At 74.9% G+C, this 14153-nt stretch carries 12 protein-coding genes; 4 read left to right on the top strand and 8 right to left on the bottom strand.

The genetic code is table 11. The features are described 5' to 3' along the window. Positions 1-98 precede the first annotated feature (98 nt). The 3 genes from ACYVQV_RS14390 to serA all read right to left on the bottom strand — a co-directional run bounded on the left by ACYVQV_RS14390 (position 99) and on the right by serA (position 4974). Positions 99-2684, bottom strand: coding sequence for a bifunctional FO biosynthesis protein CofGH (locus ACYVQV_RS14390; RefSeq protein ID WP_461023998.1), 2586 nt, complete (start codon positions 2682-2684; stop codon positions 99-101). Between the two features lie 5 nt (positions 2685-2689). Beyond that, positions 2690-3688: a glucose-6-phosphate dehydrogenase (coenzyme-F420) gene (fgd, locus tag ACYVQV_RS14385; protein WP_461023997.1), complete on the bottom strand. Its 999-nt coding sequence runs from the start codon at positions 3686-3688 to the stop codon at positions 2690-2692. An 86-nt stretch (positions 3689-3774) separates the two neighbouring features. Then, positions 3775-4974, bottom strand: coding sequence for a phosphoglycerate dehydrogenase (serA, locus tag ACYVQV_RS14380; RefSeq protein ID WP_461023996.1), 1200 nt, complete (start codon positions 4972-4974; stop codon positions 3775-3777). 127 nt (positions 4975-5101) lie between these two features. Between serA and ACYVQV_RS14375 the strand changes: the two genes are divergently transcribed. From ACYVQV_RS14375 to rfbB, 3 genes are all read left to right on the top strand, one after another. Next, a complete protein-coding gene (locus ACYVQV_RS14375) occupies positions 5102-5512 on the top strand; it encodes a PPOX class F420-dependent oxidoreductase (protein ID WP_461023995.1) in 411 nt (136 codons plus the stop codon). 53 nt (positions 5513-5565) lie between these two features. Next, positions 5566-6327 carry a GntR family transcriptional regulator gene (locus ACYVQV_RS14370; protein WP_461023994.1) on the top strand — a complete coding sequence of 254 codons (762 nt, stop codon included), beginning with the start codon at positions 5566-5568 and terminating at the stop codon, positions 6325-6327. 80 nt (positions 6328-6407) lie between these two features. Further along, positions 6408-7403 (top strand): dTDP-glucose 4,6-dehydratase, encoded by a 996-nt coding sequence (rfbB, locus tag ACYVQV_RS14365; RefSeq protein WP_461023993.1) that lies wholly within the window; start codon positions 6408-6410, stop codon positions 7401-7403. A gap of 57 nt (positions 7404-7460) precedes the next feature. On the opposite strand, the gene ACYVQV_RS14360 is transcribed toward rfbB, so the two are convergent. From ACYVQV_RS14360 to ACYVQV_RS14340, 5 genes are all read right to left on the bottom strand, one after another. Continuing rightward, positions 7461-9320, bottom strand: coding sequence for an ABC transporter ATP-binding protein (locus ACYVQV_RS14360; RefSeq protein ID WP_461023992.1), 1860 nt, complete (start codon positions 9318-9320; stop codon positions 7461-7463). Continuing rightward, positions 9317-10297, bottom strand: coding sequence for an App1 family protein (locus ACYVQV_RS14355; protein ID WP_461024022.1), 981 nt, complete (start codon positions 10295-10297; stop codon positions 9317-9319). Before ACYVQV_RS14355 ends, ACYVQV_RS14360 begins: the two co-directional genes overlap by 4 nt. A 153-nt stretch (positions 10298-10450) precedes the next feature. Then, positions 10451-11518, bottom strand: a complete 1068-nt coding sequence (locus ACYVQV_RS14350) for an NAD(P)/FAD-dependent oxidoreductase (RefSeq protein ID WP_461023991.1) — start codon at positions 11516-11518, stop codon at positions 10451-10453. Continuing rightward, positions 11515-12078: an isoprenylcysteine carboxyl methyltransferase family protein gene (locus ACYVQV_RS14345; RefSeq protein ID WP_461023990.1), complete on the bottom strand. Its 564-nt coding sequence runs from the start codon at positions 12076-12078 to the stop codon at positions 11515-11517. The genes ACYVQV_RS14350 and ACYVQV_RS14345 overlap by 4 nt, the downstream gene beginning before the upstream one ends. Further along, positions 12075-13172 carry a type III polyketide synthase gene (locus ACYVQV_RS14340; protein ID WP_461023989.1) on the bottom strand — a complete coding sequence of 366 codons (1098 nt, stop codon included), beginning with the start codon at positions 13170-13172 and terminating at the stop codon, positions 12075-12077. Before ACYVQV_RS14340 ends, ACYVQV_RS14345 begins: the two co-directional genes overlap by 4 nt. 165 nt (positions 13173-13337) lie before the next feature. Between ACYVQV_RS14340 and ACYVQV_RS14335 the strand changes: the two genes are divergently transcribed. After that, positions 13338-14144 (top strand): alpha/beta hydrolase family protein, encoded by an 807-nt coding sequence (locus tag ACYVQV_RS14335; RefSeq protein WP_461023988.1) that lies wholly within the window; start codon positions 13338-13340, stop codon positions 14142-14144. The last annotated feature ends 9 nt before the right edge of the window (positions 14145-14153 follow it).

Here is a 14153-nt window from a genome sequence, read left to right as displayed (position 1 = left end):
ACAGCACCCGGCCTCGGTGGGTGACCCTAACCCCGGATGGTCGCGAACGGGACGAACGGTCCCGGGTTCCGGTCCGCGGGTCGGGTCAGGACGCCGCGTCAGGACGCGGGCGCGGCCAGCGGCGCGACGGCGTCCGGCACGGCCCCGTACGTCGTCGTCCGCTGGCGCGCCGGCCGGCCGGCGAGCGCCGCCAGGTCGTGCAGCTGACGCACCGAGCGACGCGACCCGTGCTCGGAACCCGCCATCCGGCTGATCGTCTCCTCCATCAACGTGCCGCCCAGGTCGTTGACGCCGCCGCGCAGGACCGCGGTGGTGCCTTCGTCGCCGAGCTTGACCCAGGAGCACTGCACGTTGCGGATCCGGCCGTGCAGGGCGAGCCGCGCCACGGCGTGGACGGCGCGGTTGTCGCGCACCGTGGGCCCGGGCCGGGCCAGGCCCGCCAGGTAGACGGGCGCGTTGCGGTGCACGAACGGCAGCGGGACGAACTCGGTGAAGCCGCCCGTGTCGTCCTGGACCCCGGCGAGCACCCGCAGGTGGGTGAGCCAGTGGCCGGGGTGGTCGACGTGGCCGTACATCATCGTCGAGGACGACGCGATGCCGAGCCGGTGGGCGGTGCTGACGACGTCGACCCACGTGGCGGCCGGGAGCTTGCCCTTGGTCAGCACCCAGCGGACCTCGTCGTCCAGGATCTCCGCGGCCGTGCCGGGGATGCTGTCCAGCCCGGCGTCGCGCAGCTCGGTGAGCCACTCCCGGACGCTCACCCCGGCCTTCGCGGCGGCGCTGACGACCTCCATCGGGGAGAACGCGTGCACGTGCATCCCCGGGGACGCCGCCTTGATCGCCCGGACGACGTCCGCGTAGTACGTGACGGGCAGCCGCGGGTCGATCCCGCCCTGCAGGCACACCTCCGTCGCGCCGACGCCGGCCGCCTCGACGGCGCGCTGGGCGACCTCCTGCACGGACAGCCGGTACGCGTCGGCGTCCCGCTCCCGCTGCGCGAACGCGCAGAACCGGCACCCGACGTAGCAGACGTTCGAGAAGTTGATGTTGCGGTTGACGACGTAGGTGACGTCGTCGCCGACGGTGTCGCGCCGGACGTCGTCCGCGAGCCGGCAGACCCGCTCGAGCGCGTCGCCGTCGGCGGTCAGCAGCGCGAGCGCGGCGTCGCCGTTGCCGGGGGCGAGCAGCGCCGCGGGGTCGTCCGCCGCGAGCCGCAGCCCGGCGGCCACGTCGTCGTCGAGGCGCTCCGGCGCGCGGGACGCGGGGGCGCCGGCGCGGGCCGCCAGGGCCCCGACCTCCGCCCAGTCCCCGTACACCGAGTCGAAGTCGCCCCGCCGGTCGCCCGTGCGGCCCGTGGTGTCCACCGTGGCGTGCAGGTCCGCCCGGCCCGTGGTCTCCACGCCCCCGTCGGGCTCCTGCCAGACCAGCGGACGCGGCGACGTGGCCGGGTCGGCCAGGCCCGTGACCGGGTCGGCCAGGGCGGCGACGTGGGCGGCGACCCGCGTGTCGACCCACTGCCCGGCGGGGGCGGTCACGTACCGGGGGTAGACGGTGAGCCGCTCGGTGAGCGTCATCCCCGCCGCGGCGGTCCACTGCGCGAGCGCGTCGACGGCCGGCCAGGGGCGCTCGGGGTTGACGTGGTCCGGGGTGACCGGGGAGACGCCGCCCCAGTCGTCGATGCCGGCGGCGAGGAGCAGGGCGTGCTGGTCGCCGACGAGGTTGGGCGGGGCCTGGACGCTGACACCCGGTGGCACCAGCAGCCGCGCGACCGCGACCGTCGCGGCGAGCTCCTCCAGGTCGGCGTCGGGGACGTTGCGCATCGCCGTGTCCGGCTTGGCCCGGAAGTTCTGGACGATGACCTCCTGCACGTGCCCGTAGGCGCGGGCGACGCGCCGGATCGCGTGCAGGGACTCGGCGCGGTCGCGGACGGTCTCGCCGATGCCGATGAGGACCCCGGTCGTGAACGGGACGGCGGAGCGGCCGGCGTCCTCGAGCACCCGCAGCCGCACCGCGGGGTCCTTGTCGGGGCTGCCGAAGTGCACGCCGCCGGGCTCGGTGAACAGCGCCGTCGACGTCGTCTCCAGCATCATCCCCATGCTGGGGGCGACGGGCCGCAGGCGCTGCAGCTCCTCCCACGTCATCACGCCGGGGTTCAGGTGCGGGAGCAGCCCGGTCTCCTCGAGCACCGCGACGGCGCAGGCGCGCACGTAGTCGAGCGTCGAGTCGTAGCCGCGCTCGGTGAGCCACTGCCTGGCGGCGTCCCAGCGGTCCTCCGGCCGGTCCCCGAGGGTGAACAGCGCCTCGCGGCACCCGGCCTCGGCCCCCCGGCGGGCGATGTCGAGGACCTCGTCCCGCTCGAGGAACGGCGCGGGCAGCCGCCCGGGGACGGTCGCGAACGTGCAGTAGTGACAGCGGTCCCGGCACAGCCGGGTCAGCGGCACGAACACCTTGCGGCTGTAGGTGACCAGGCCGAGGCGCCCCTCGGCGGCGAGGTGCGCGTCCCGGACGCGCGTCGCGTGGCCGAGCAGCGTCGTGAGGTCCTCGCCGCGCGCGGCCAGGAGGACGACCGTCTCCTCGACGTCGAGGGCCACCCCGTCGGCGGCGCGCCGCAGCGCCCGCCGCATCGCGGAGGCCGTGGGCGCCGGCTCGGGGACCGGCCGGGGGACCTGCGGGGACGCCGGCACGGTGCTCAGAGCCCTCGCAGCAGAGGGACGACGTCCTGGCCGAACAGCGTCAGGAACCGCTCCTGGTCGTGGCCGGGCGCGTGGAAGACCAGGTGGTTGAACCCGGCGTCGGTGTACTGCCGGACCTGCTCGACGACCTGCTCGGGGTCGTCGCTGACGATCCACCGCCGGGCGACCTGCTCGATGGGCAGCTCGTCGGCGAGCCGGGCCATCTCGACGGGGTCCTCGACCCCGGACTTCTGGTCCGCGGTCAGCGACAGCGGCGCCCAGAACCGGGTGTCCTGCAGCGCGCGCTCGCGGTCGTGGTCGAACGACAGCTTGATCTCGATCATCCGGTCGACGTCGTCCTCGGTGCGACCGCCCGCCTCGAGCCCCTCGCGGAACGCCGGCAGCAGGGTGCCCTCGTAGAGGTCCATCCCCTTGCCGGACGTGCAGATCCAGCCGTCCGCGACCCGCCCGGCGTACTTGGTGGTGCCGGGTCCGCCGCCAGCGACGTAGATCGGCACCTGCGTGTCCGGGCGGTCGTACACCGTCGCGTCGCAGACCCGGTAGTAGTCGCCCTCGAACGTGACGCGCTCACCCGCCCACAGGGCGCGGATGAGGCGCACCGCCTCGCGCAGCCGGGCGAACCGCTCCTTGGCGGAGGGGAACTCGATGCCGAGCGCCGACTCGTTCATCGCCTCCCCCGCGCCGACGCCGAGGATCGGGCGGCCCGGGTGCAGGCAGCCCAGGGTGGCGAGCTGCTGGGCGATCACGGCGGGGTGGTAGCGCAGCGTGGGCGTGAGCACCGACGTCCCGAGCTGGACGCGCGAGGTGCGCTCGGCGACCGTGGCCAGCCACACCAGCGCGGACGGCGCGTGGCCGCCCTCGTGCCGCCAGGGCTGGTAGTGGTCGCTGACCATGACGGAGTCGAGGCCGACGTCCTCGGCCTGCACGGCGAAGTCCGCGAGCCGCCCCGGCCCGAACTGCTCGGCCGACGCCTTGTACCCGATCCGCAGTGCCATCCGTCCTCCTGGCCGTGAGCGTGTGGGGACCCATCAGACCACGGGGTGCCGTGCGGCTCGAGCGGCCCCCGGGTGCGCCGTCCGGGTCAGGAGATGACGCGCAACCGCACCGTCTCGGGCATCCCGGACAGGGCGTCGAGGACGTCGGGGGCGAAGCCGCTGGCGACGTCGGTGACGACGTACCCGAGCTCGCCGCGGGTGGACAGCACCTGGCCCTCGATGTTGACGTCGTGCTCGGCGAGGATCCGGTTCACCGACGCCAGCACGCCGGGCACGTTGCGGTGCAGGTGGGCGAAGCGGTGCCGGCCGGGCTCGGTGACGGAGGCCAGCGGCGGCAGGTTGACGCTGAGCGTGGTGCTGCCGGTGGCGACGAAGTCGCGCAGCTTGCCGGCGACGAAGCGGCCGATGTCCTCCTGGGCCTCCTCGGTGGAGCCGCCGATGTGCGGGGTGAGGACGACGTTGGGCAGGCCCCGCAGCTGGGAGTCGAAGGCGTCGCCGCGCTTCTTCGGCTCGTCGGGGAAGACGTCGACGGCGGCGCCGGCGATGTGGCCGGACAGGATGTTCTCGCGCAGAGCGTCGTAGTCGACGACGAACCCGCGGGACAGGTTGAGGAAGAGCGCGCGGCGGCGCATCCGCGCGAACTGCTCCGCGCCGAAGAAGCCGGCGTTCCCCTCGCGACCGTCGACGTGCAGGGTGATGACCTCGGCGATCTCGAGCAGCTCGTTGAGGGTCGAGCACCGCCGGGCGTTGCCCAGGGCCAGCTTGTCGGCGGTGTCGTAGAAGTAGACCTGCATGCCGATCGCCTCGGCGACCACCGAGAGCTGGCTGCCGATGTTGCCGTAGCCGACGATGCCGAGCCGGCGCCCGCGCACCTCGTGCGCGCCGGTCGCCGACTTGTCCCACACCCCGTCGTGCAGCGAGGCGTTCTTCTCCGTGAGCCGCCGCGCCATCGCGATGATCTCGGCGATCGCGAGCTCGACGACGCTGCGGGTGTTCGAGAACGGCGCGTTGAAGACGGCGACCCCACGGGTGGCGGCGGACGCCAGGTCGATCTGGTTCGTGCCGATGCAGAACGCGCCGACCGCCATCAGGTCGGGCGCGGCCGCCAGGACCGCCTCGGGGACCTCGGTCTTGGAGCGGATCCCGAGCAGGTGCACGCCGTCGAGCGCGGACGCGAGCTCGTCGGGGTCCATCGCCCCGGCGTGGGTCTTCACCTGCACGCCGGCGTCGGAGAGGATCCCCTCCGCGAGCGGGTGCACGTTCTCCAGCAGCAGCGCGTTCAGCATGGCGCGATCGTCCCACCTCCGCGGTCGCCGTCGTCGCGGGTGTCCAGCATGCGCGCACGGGGCCCGGCACCGGACCCTCGTGCGGCACCCGTGGACCGCGGGCCCCGGCCGTGGCAGCCTGACGCCCGTGGACGTCGAGGAGGCCCTGCGGTTCGTGGGCGGCAACCACCGCGCGGTGATGGTGACGTACCGGCGCGACGGGTCGCCGACCACGTCGCCGGTGACCGCGTCGGTCGACGGCGACGGTCGCGTCGTGGTGAGCACGCGCGAGACGGCGATGAAGGTCCGGCACGTGCGCCGGGACCCCCGGGCGCTGCTGTGCGTGTTCACCGACGGCTTCTACGGGCCGTGGGTGCAGGTCGAGGGCCGCGTCGAGGTCGTCTCGCTGCCGGAGGCGATGGACGGGCTGGTGGCGTACTACCGCGGTGTCGCCGGCGAGCACCCCGACTGGGACGACTACCGGGCCGCGATGGAGCGCGAGCGCCGCTGCCTGCTGCGGATGACCGTCCAGCGGGCGGGGCCGGACCGGCAGGGCTGAGCCGGGCGGTCGACTTGACCGGCACCGGTCATCGACTTGTACCGTACAACTTCATGACAGGTTCCCGGTTCTCCCGGCTCGCGCACGAGCTGCGCGAGCGCATCGCCCTGGGCGAGCTCGGGGACTCGGGCGCGCTGGAGAGCGAGGCCGAGCTCGGCCGCAGGTACGGCGTCAGCCGGGTGACCGTCCGCCGGGCACTGGAGGTGCTGCGCGACGAGGGGCTCGTCGAGAGCCGCCGGGGAGCCGGCTGGTTCGTCACCGGCTCCTCGTTCCACCAGCGGCTCGCGATGGGCACCTTCCGGCACGCCGAGTCCGCCATCGCCGAGGCCGGCGCGGTCGTCGACCGCGACGTCGTCCGGTTCGGGTACGAGCCGCTGCCCGCCGCCCAGGCGGCGGCCCTGCGGCTGCAGGAGGGGGCCGACGCCCTGCGCAGCCGGTCGGTGCGCAGCGTCGACGGGGTCCCGCTCGACGTCGCCACCGAGTGGGTGCCCGCGGCGTACGCCGGCGCGATCAGCCGGGCCGACGCCCAGCGCACCGGGATCTGGGAGACCCTGCAGCGCGGTGGCCAGCGGATCGGGACCGTCCGGCAGAGCATCACCGCCGGCGTGACCACCGACGACGACGCGGACCTGCTGCACGTCACCGCCGGGACCCCGGTCCTGCTCGTCCGCCGGCTCGCCCTGTCGGCGCAGGACGCACCGCTCGCCCTGTCCGACCACCGGTACCTCGCGCACCGCTTCACCCTCGAGGTGGAGTTCCACGGGTTCCACGTCGCGTCCGCGACCGAGCCACCCGGCCTGCGCGCCGTCCCCTGACCGCCCCACCGACCCGCTCCACCCACCCCGCGCGACCCCGACCCACGACCTGCAGCAACCGACACCCGCGAGGAGATCCCATGAAGGTGCTCGTCACCGGCGGCGCCGGCTTCATCGGCGCCAACTTCGTCCACCGCGTCCGCGCCACCCGCCCCGACTGGCGGATGACGGTCCTGGACGCGCTGACCTACGCCGGTAACCGCGACAACCTCGCACCGGTCGCCGACGACGTCGAGCTCGTCGAGGGCAGCGTCGCGGACGAGGCGCTCGTCGACCGGCTCGTCGCCGACCACGACGTCGTCGTGCACTTCGCCGCCGAGTCGCACAACGACAACTCCCTCGACGACCCGTGGCCGTTCATGGAGTCCAACATCATCGGCACGTACCGGCTGCTCGAGGCCGTGCGCAAGCACGGGGTCCGGCTGCACCACATCTCCACCGACGAGGTGTACGGGGACCTCGAGCTCGACGACCCGACCCGGTTCTCCGAGACCACCCCGGTGAACCCCTCCAGCCCGTACTCGGCGAGCAAGGGCAGCGCGGACCTGCTGGTGCGCGCGTGGATCCGCTCCTTCGGCGTCCAGGCCACCCTGAGCAACTGCTCGAACAACTACGGGCCGTACCAGCACGTGGAGAAGTTCATCCCCCGCCAGATCACCAACGTCCTCGCGGGGATCAAGCCGAAGCTGTACGGCGCGGGCGAGAACGTGCGCGACTGGATCCACGTCGACGACCACAACGACGCGGTCGTGACGATCCTCGAGAAGGGCCGGCTCGGCGAGACGTACCTGATCGGCGCGGACGGCGAGCAGAACAACAAGCAGATGATCGCGCTCATCCTCGAGCTGATGGGCAAGCCGGCCGACTGGTTCGAGCACGTCAACGACCGCCCGGGCCACGACATGCGCTACGCCATCGACGCCACGAAGCTGCGCACGGAGACGGGCTGGACCCCTCAGTACCAGGACATCCGCGCCGGCCTGCAGCAGACGATCGACTGGTACCGGGACAACGAGGCCTGGTGGACGGCCGCCAAGGAGCGCACCGAGGCGCAGTACCAGCGGCTGGGCCGCTGAGACCCCCCGGTCGCGACCGCTGACCCGGCCGGCGGCTGCCTGACGGCCCCGGGTGCGCTACGGCGTGCCCGGGGCCGGCTCGTACGAGCCGGGGGCCGACGCGTACGCGCCCGTCTGCACCGACCACAGCTGGGCGTACGCCCCGCCGGCCTCCAGCAGCTCGTCGTGCGTGCCCGCCTCCACGACGCGGCCGGCGTCCAGCACCCAGATCCGGTCCGCCGTCCGGACGGTCGACAGCCGGTGCGCGACCATCACCGTCGTGCGCCCCCGCGACACCGTGGCCAGCGAGCGCTGGATCGCCGCCTCGGTCTCGTTGTCCACCGCGGACGTCGCCTCGTCCAGCACCAGCAGGGCGGGGTCGCGCAGGATCGCGCGGGCCAGCGCGAGGCGCTGGCGCTGGCCCCCCGAGAGGGTCTGCCCCCGCTCCCCCACGACCGTGTCGTACCCGTCGGGCATGCCGACGACGAAGTCGTGGGCGGCGGCCAGCCGGGCGGCCTCGACGACCTGCTCGCGGGTGGTGTCCGGCGCGCCGTACGCGATGTTGTCCGCGATCGTGCCGTGGAAGAGGAACACGTCCTGCGCCACGTAGCCGATGGCGCCGCGCAGCGACTCCCAGCCCAGCTCGCGCACGTCCACGCCGTCCAGCAGCACCTGCCCCGCGCGCGGGTCGGAGAAGCGCAGCAGCAGCCTCAGCAGCGTCGACTTGCCCGCACCGGTGGAGCCGACGACGGCGTGCACCTGCCCCGGCGGGACGACGAGGTCGATGCCCTTGAGCACGTCCGGCCCGTCGTCGTACCCGGCCCTCACCCCGCGCAGCTCGACGCCGCCCGTCGGCGCCGCCGGCAGCGACCGCCCCCCGGGCAGCACCTGCGGCCGCTCCGCCAGCAGCGCCAGCAGCCGCCGGGTCGACGCCATCGCGCGCTGGTACAGGTCGAGCACCTCGCCGATCCGGGTCAGCGGCCACAGCAACCGCTGGGTCATGAACACCAGCACCGTGTAGATGCCGATCTCCAGGTCCCCGTTCAGCACCGCCCAGCCACCGAGCAGCAGCGAGGCGGTGAACCCGACGAGGATCGCCATCCGGATCAGCGGCACGAACGCCGCCGACGAGCGGATCGCGACCCGGTTCGCCTCCTGGTACTCCTCCGAGACCCGCCGGACCCGCTCGGTCTCACGGTCCTCGGCGGTGAACGCCTTGATCGTCGGCAGGCCGCCGAGGTTGCCGGCGAGGGTGCCCGACAGCTCCCCCACCGCGGCCCGCACCCGCGCGTACAGCGGCTCCAGCCGTCGCTGGAACCACAGCGACCCGGCGACGATCACGGGGATGGGCAGGAACGCCAGCACCGTCAGCTGCAACGAGCTGACCGCGAACACCCCGCCGACGATGACGACGTTCAGCGCCAGCGCCAGCAGGGCCGACGCCCCCACGTCGAGGAAGCGCTCGAGCTGGTTGACGTCGTCGTTGAGCACCGACAGCGTCGAGCCGGACGTGCGCCGCTCGTGCCAGGCCAGGTCCAGGTGCTGGACGTGGTCGTACGCCTCGAGCCGCATCTCGTGCTGCACCGTCTGGGCCAGGCTGCGCCACAGCACCTGGGCGACGTAGTCGCTGATCGACTCGACCACCCACACCACGACGTTGATGGCGGCGATCCACGCGAGCTGCGCGAACCGCGACTCGACCCCCAGCAGGCCGGAGACGAACGAGTCGCCGCCGCGGGCGACGACGTCCACGGCCGCGCCGATGAGCAGCTCGGGCATGACGTCGGCGACCTTGTTGACCGTGGTCGCCGCGACCGCCGCGACCACCCGACCCCGGTGCGAGCGGTACCGCTGCCACAGCCGGCGCAGCGGGTGGGACGACGGGTCGGTGCGGTCCGCGGCCCCGGTCCCGCCGGCACCGGGAGGGGACGAGGTCACAGCAGACCGACCTCGACGAGCTTCTCCGACAGCGCCGCCCCGTTCGGCGCGGACACCCACGGCACCTGCGCCGACCGCGGACCGGAGTCCGCAGGCACCGGCAGGCCGCTGGCGAGCACCTGCTCGGTCGGCGACAGGTGCCGGATCGCCACCCCCGCGACGTTGCCCGGGTGCGCCGCGACGAAGTCCGCGTACAGCTCGGGGTCGTGCTGGCCGTCGTCCCCGATGAGCAGCCAGCGCACCTGCGGCAGCTCCTGCGCGAGCCGGGCGAGCTGGGCGCGCTTGTGCGCCCGGCCGCTGCGGAACCACCCGTCGCGGGTCGGCCCCCAGTCGGTGAGCAGCAGCGGCCCCGGCGGGTACAGGTGCCGGTCGAGGAAGCGCGTGAGGGTGGGCGCCACGTTCCAGGCGCCCGTCGACAGGTACAGCACCGGCGCCTCGGGGTGCCGGGTCACGAGCCGCTCGTAGAGCACCGCCATCCCCGGGACGGGGGCGCGCGCGTGCTCGTCCAGGACGAACGTGTTCCAGGCGGCGAGCATCGGCCGCGGCAGCGACGTCACCAGGACCGTGTCGTCGATGTCGCTGACGACGCCGAACGTCGTCTCGTCACCCACGACCCGCACCGGGGACAGAGCCGGCTCCGCGCCCGCCGTCCGCAGCCGGACCTCCTGCCAGCCGGGGGCGAGGTCGGACGCCACCACCGCGTCGACGTACCCGCCCCGGTCCGTGCGGACGACGTGGCGGCGCTCGCCGACCTCCACGACGACCTCGGTGTCGGTGACGGCGGTCGTCGCGAAGCTGCGCCAGCCACGCACCGACCCACGGTCCTCACGGGGGGTGGCGTCGGGCCGGGTCAGCAGCACCCGGCACATCACCCGCACCCAGCCGGGGGCGCCGTAACCGGTGTAGGCCTTGATCGCGGGCACCCAGCCGCGTCGTGACAGCCGCCGCTCGGCGAGGTCGTGCAGGTGGTTCTCCAGGCGCGCCGACACGTGCAGCGCCTTGCCCTGCGTGCTCACCCGTGCACCCCACCCTCCGTCGTCACCGGCGCCTGGCCCGGCGCGGAAACTCTGCCACAGCGGGCCGGGACCGACCGGCCCGCACCCCGGCCGCGCCGTCCTCCCGTCACCCCGTCACCCGGCCAGCGCTTCCACCGCCCGTCCCATCACCGCGGGCACCCGCCCGGCGGCCCACGGCAGCGCCGACCGCACCGGGGCGAGGCGGGTCGCGGTCACCAGCGCCCACGTCAGCCGGCGGTACTCGCGGGTCAGCCGCCACCACGCCGCCTCGTACCGGGCGGGGTCGCCGGCGAGCACGGCGTCGACGGCGGCCCGCGCGCCGGCCAGGCCCACGCGCAGACCCTCGCCGGTCAGCGCGTCCACGTACCCGCCGGCGTCCCCGACGAGCAGGACCCGCCCCGCCACCCGGCGGTCCACCCGCTGCAGCAGCGGCCCGGCACCGCGGGCCGGGCTCGACCACGCGGCGCCGGCGAGCCGGTCGGCGAGCACCGGGAAGCCGTCGAGCAGCCGGCGGGGGTCGCGTCCGGCACGGGCCAGCACCGCGACCCCCACCTCCCGCGGCCCGACCGGGGTGACGTACGCCTCGGCGTCGGCGGACCAGTGCACCTCGACGTCCGTCGACCACGGGGCCACCCGCGCGTGCCGGCGCAGCCCGTACCGGCGACCGTCCGAGCGGGCCCGCACACCGAGCAGCGCGCGCGTCGGCGAGTGCAGCCCGTCGCACGCCAGCACCCACGGGGCGCGCAGCGAGCCCCCGCCCGCGAGACCGACCGCCACCCCCGCGCCGTCCTGCGCCAGCGCCACCACCCGGTCGCCGACGACGCGCACGCCCACCTCGCGTGCCCGCGCGTCCACGGCCTCGTGCAGCGTCGTCCGGCGCACCCCCAGCCCCGGGCCCGCGGCGAAGGCGTGCCGGCCGCCGGCGGAGCCGTCCGCGGCGACGTAGCTGATCCCGGTGAACGGCCGGCCCACCGGGCGGACGCCGAGCTCCGCGAGCGCGGCGACCGCCCCCGGCATCAGGCCCTCACCGCAGGCCTTGTCCACCGGACCGGGGCGCGGCTCGACGACGACGACGTCCAGCCCCCGCAGCGCGGCTGAGGTCGCCGCGGCCAGGCCGACGGGCCCCCCGCCGACGACGACCAGGTCCGCGGCGGAGCGGTCACCGCGGTCGCGCGGGCTCACGGCCGCGACGGCGACGGCGGGCGGCCGGACGCGGTCGCGGCCGCCGCCTCGTCCAGCGACCGACGCTCGGTCGGCACCCGGAAGCCCAGCAGCAGCACGGCGTTCAGGACGGTGAAGGCGGCCGCCGTCACCCACGCCGAGTGCACGAGGGGCAGCGCGAGCCCCTCGACGACGACCGCGACGTAGTTCGGGTGCGGCACCCACCGGTACGGGCCGCGGGTCACCAGCGGCTCCCCGGGCAGCACGATGACGCGGGTGTTCCAGCGCCGCCCCAGGGACGCGATGCACCACCAGCGCAGCGCCTGCGAGGCCACGACGAGCGCCAGCATCGTCCACCCGAGGGCGGGGGCGAACGGCCGGTCGGCCCACCACACCTCGACCAGGCACGCCAGGAGCAGACCCGTGTGCAGCACCACCATCGGCGGGTAGTGCCCCTGACCGCGCTCGTACGCGCCGCGTTCGAACGCCCACGCCGCGTTCCGCTTCGACACGACGAGCTCGGCGAGGCGCTCCAGCGCGACCGCCAGGACGAGGACGGTGAACCACACCTCGCCGCTCACGCCGCCTGCGCCTCCTCGGGCCAGCGCAGCAGCACCAGCTCCGCGCAGAAACCGGGGCCCATGGCCAGCAGCAGCCCGTGCGCGCCGGGGTCCGGCGGCTCGTCGTCCAGCGTGGCGCCGAGGACGTGCAGGACCGACGAGGACGACAGGTTGCCGACGGTGGCCAGCGACTCCCAGGAGCGGCGCAGCGCGCTGTCCGGCAGGCTCAGCGCCTCCTGCACGGCCTCCAGGACCCGCGGGCCGCCGGGGTGGCTGACCCACCGGCGCACGTCACCGACCGTCAGGTCGTGGTCGGCGAGGAAGCCGGTGACGTCCTTCTCCAGGTTGGCCCGGACGACGTCGGCGACGCTGGCCGACAGCACGATCCGGAAGCCGGAGCCGCCGACGTCCCAGCCCATCACCCGCTCGGTGTCGGGGTACATCCGGCTGCGCGTCGCCACGACGTCCGGGCGCGCCCGCCCCGGCGGCCCGGCGCGGCCCCCGGGGTGGTCGCGACCGGTGAGGACGACGGCGCTCGCGCCGTCCCCGAACAGCCCGCTGGCGACGAGGTTGGCGGTCGACGCGTCGTCCCGCTGGACCGTCAGGGAGCACAGCTCGACGCTGACGAGCACCGCCACGCCGGCGGGGTCACCGCGCAGGTAGTCGTGCAGCCGGGCGATCCCGGCGGCGCCCGCCACGCAGCCCAGCCCGAAGACGGGGATGCGCTTGACGTCCGGCCGCAGGCCCAGCCGGCTGACGAGCCGCGCGTCCAGGGAGGGGGCCGCGACGCCGGTCACCGACGTCACGAGCAGCAGGTCGACGTCCTGCGCACCCAGTCCCGCGCCGTCCAGGGCGTCGCGGACGGCCCGCTCCGCCAGGTCGAGCCCGATCTCGATGAACGCGTCGTTCGCGGTACCGAACGAGTCGAGGGCGGCGTACCGCTCCAGCGGGAGGGCCAGGTGCCGGTGCCGCACCCCCGCCGCCTCGTGGAAGCGGCGCATCACCGCGCGGGACGTCTCGTCGGGAGGCACCAGGTCGACCAGCACGTCGGTGATCTCGTGCTGGGCGTAGCGGTGCGCTGGCAGGGCCGGGGCCACGGAGGCGATGCGGCTCACCGACGCATCCTGACCCACGCGGGCACCGTCCGCACCCCTGCGAGCCGGCCGCGACGGCGCCGGCCCGCTGGTGGTCTCAGCCCGACCGCCCGCCGTCGTGCACCATGGGCCGGTGAGGGGTGCCTGAGATCGACGGAGTGAGATCGACGCAGTGAGGGCGGCGCAGTGAGGGCGGCGTGGGGGTGGCTGGTGCCGGTCGCCGTCGTCGGCGCCCTCGTCGCCGTCGGCACCACCGGCGCGGCCCCACCGCGGCAGGCCGCGCCGCCGACGCCCGACCCGTTCGTCGAGCCCGTCCCGTTCGCCGAGCGACCCGTGCTGAGGGTGCCCAGCGGGCCGGTGCAGCCGACCGCCGTCATCGCCCTGCACGGGTACACGAGCAACCCGACCGAGACGGTCGACCGGCTCGGAGTGGGCGACTGGGTCGACGCCGGTGACGTGACCGTGGTGCTCCCCGCGGGCCTGGGGCCCCGGCCGTCGTGGAACGCCGGCGGCTGCTGCGGGTCGGCGGCCCGCTCCGGGGTGGACGACGTCGCCTACGTCACCTGGCTGGCCCGCGGCCTGCTCGCGCAGGGGGCCTCCGACGTGCTGCTGGTCGGGTACAGCAACGGCGGCATGCTCGCCTACCGGGTCGCGTGCGAGCACCCGGACGTCGTCCAGGACATCGCGGTGGTCAACGGGACGATCGCCGTCGCCGAGTGCCCCGGCGCGTTCTCCGCCCTGCACCTGGCCGGGGAGCTGGACGACGCCGTGCCCGTCGCCGGCGTCGAGGTGGTGCCGTACCTCTTCACCGGCTTCCGGCCCCTCGCCGACCTGCCGGCGATCGCGCCCAACGCGACGCTCGACGTCCGGGTCCTGCCCGGGGTCGGCCACGAGGTGTCCCCGCAGGCCCGGGAGCTCGTCGCGCAGTGGGTCGCCGCGCACGCCACGTCGTCCACCCCCGCCCGAGGGGCCATCGGGTCACCCGCCGACTGAGCGCACCTG

The organism is Thalassiella azotivora (genome assembly GCF_054781695.1).
The sequence above is the reverse complement of the archived record's forward strand: the minus strand, read 5'-3'. Positions and strand labels throughout refer to the sequence as shown.